1 protein-coding gene and 1 pseudogene are annotated in these 2,219 nt (G+C 70.8%); both read right to left on the bottom strand.

The window, feature by feature from the left end; genetic code table 11:
• Window positions 1-283, bottom strand: a pseudogene (locus AOJ26_RS41145) (MFS transporter); the annotation flags it as partial.
• Between the two features lie 198 nt (window positions 284-481).
• Entirely contained in the window at window positions 482-2,017 is a 1,536-nt protein-coding gene (locus AOJ26_RS41150; protein ID WP_053853416.1) for a potassium/proton antiporter, read from the bottom strand.
• Between the last annotated feature and the right edge of the window lie 202 nt (window positions 2,018-2,219).

The following is a 2,219-nucleotide window of genomic DNA, read 5'->3' on the forward strand; positions in this document are numbered from 1 at the left end:
TGTGCACCAGGACGCCGGGGATCAGTACGGCGCGCTGCCCGTGGCGGTCCGCGAGACGGCCGCTCCAGGGCGCGAACAGCGCCATGGAGACGCCGGTGACGGCCGCGACGGCGCCCGCCGCGCCGTAGGAGCCGGTGGTGTGCTGCACGAGCAGCACGAGGGAGAGGGTGAGCATCGCGAACGGCTGGCGTGCCGCGAAGCCGGGGAGCAGGAACGTCCAGGCGCCGCGGGTGCGCAGCAGCTGTCCGTATCCCGGGCGGGAGGAGGTGACCGTGGATGCCACGGCCCGTGCCTTTCTGCCGCCTGGTAGCGCGCCTGTGCGGGGGCGCCGAGAGCTGTCCTCTTGCGCGGACTGCGGTAGATGCCGGGGACCGCTCTCAGGGACGTCCCGGCCGCCATACGGTCGCGCCAGCTCTGCGTCAGGCAGAGTTGGTTCGATCAGGGGTCGGTGACCATCGTACAGGGGGCCCGTAACACACCCTTAACGTGTGCTGTCGTCCCCGCCCGTGCCCAGCCAGTCGGCCAGCTTGCCGCCGTGGCCCACCGCGCGCAGCCGTCGTTCGGCGGCGTCCCGGACCGGGTCGGTGGCGACGACGAGCAGTTCGTCCCCGCGCCGCAGCACGGTGGTGGGCAGCGGAACGAACGATTTTTCGTCGCGGACGACCAGGGTGACCGCCGCCCCGGCCGGCAGCCGCAGCTCGTTGACCTCGACGCCGTGCATCCGGGACCCCTCGGGGATCGCGACGGACAGCAGGTGCCCGCGCAGCCGCTCCAGGGGCGCCGACTCGATGCCGAGGTCGGCGGCCTCGGAGTCGCCGCCCAGGCGCAGCGTGCGCGCCAGCCAGGGCAGGGTCGGGCCCTGCACGAGGGTGTAGACGACGACCAGGACGAAGACGATGTTGAAGACGCGACGGCTGCCCTCGATGCCGCTCACCATGGGGATCGTCGCCAGGATGATGGGCACGGCGCCGCGCAGTCCCGCCCAGGACATCAGGGTCTGCTCCTGCCACGGCACCCGGAACGGGGTCAGGCACAGCACGACGCTCAGCGGGCGCGCCACCATGGTCAGCACCAGCCCTATGACGAGCCCGGGCAGTACGTCGTCGCCCAGTTCGTGCGGGGTGACCAGCAGGCCGAGCAGCACGAACATGCCGATCTGGGCGATCCAGCCGAGCCCGTCGGCGAATCCGCGGGTGGCGGGCCAGTGCGGCAGTTTGGCGTTGCCCATCGCCATGGAGGCGAGATAGACGGCGAGGAATCCGCTGCCGTGCGCCAGCGCTCCCGCGGCGTAGGCGGTGACGGCGATCGCCATGACCGCGATCGGGTAGAGGCCGGAGGCGGGCAGGGCGACGTGCCTGAGGCCCCAGGAGCCCAGCCAGCCCACCGCGATGCCGATGGCGGCGCCGATGGCCAGCTCCAGCACTATCTCGGCGATCAGCGCGTACCAGTGCTCGATCGGACCGGTCTGGGAGAAGGCGACCACCAGGATGACCACGGGGGCGTCGTTGAAGCCCGACTCGGCCTCCAGCGTGCCCGTCACGCGCGCGGGGAGGGGGATCTTGCGCAGCACCGAGAAGACCGCAGCCGCGTCCGTCGAGGAGACGACCGCGCCGATGATGAGCGCCTGGCGCCATTCGAGGCCGATCAGGTAGTGCGCGGCCGTCGCCGTCACCCCGACGCTCACCGCGACCCCGCCCAGCGCCAGCGCGGTGGCGGCCGGCAGGGCCGGCTTGATCTCCTTCCACTTCGTGCCGAGTCCGCCCTCGGCCAGGATCACGACCAGGGCCGCGTACCCGATGACCTGGGTCAGTTCGGCGTTGTCGAAGTGGATGTCGCCGATGCCGTCCTGCCCCATGGCGATGCCGATCCCCAGGTACACGAGCAGGCTGGGGAGCCCGCTGCGCGAGGAGATCCGGACCGCTGCCACGGCGACGAGCAGGACGAGCGAGCAGACGAGCAGGAGCTGGTTGAGGTGGTGGACAGTCAGCGGCCGTTCCCTTCCCTGGCTCACCCGCATCACGCGCGCGTGAGCTCACGTACATAGGACACGAGGCGGTGGGGCTTCGCATCCAAGTACTTCGTTACCTTACCTAACTCTTGACGATTTCTTGACGCTTGGCGAGGTGAGATCGAACGCTCGTCCGCGTTCGTTCCCGACTCCGCGTCAAGTCGGCCCGGGCCCTGCGCCTATGGTTGCTCCAGCGCGCAGAGCCTGCGTC

Origin of the sequence: Streptomyces sp. NRRL B-24085, from assembly GCF_001282115.1 — a bacterium.
Classification (GTDB): Bacteria; Actinomycetota; Actinomycetes; order Streptomycetales; family Streptomycetaceae; genus Streptomyces.

Coding starts and splice junctions, on each gene's coding strand:
- AOJ26_RS41150 (WP_053853416.1), bottom strand. CDS start 2,017: ATGCGGGTGAGCCAGGGAAGGGAACGGCCGCTGACTGTCCACCACCTC.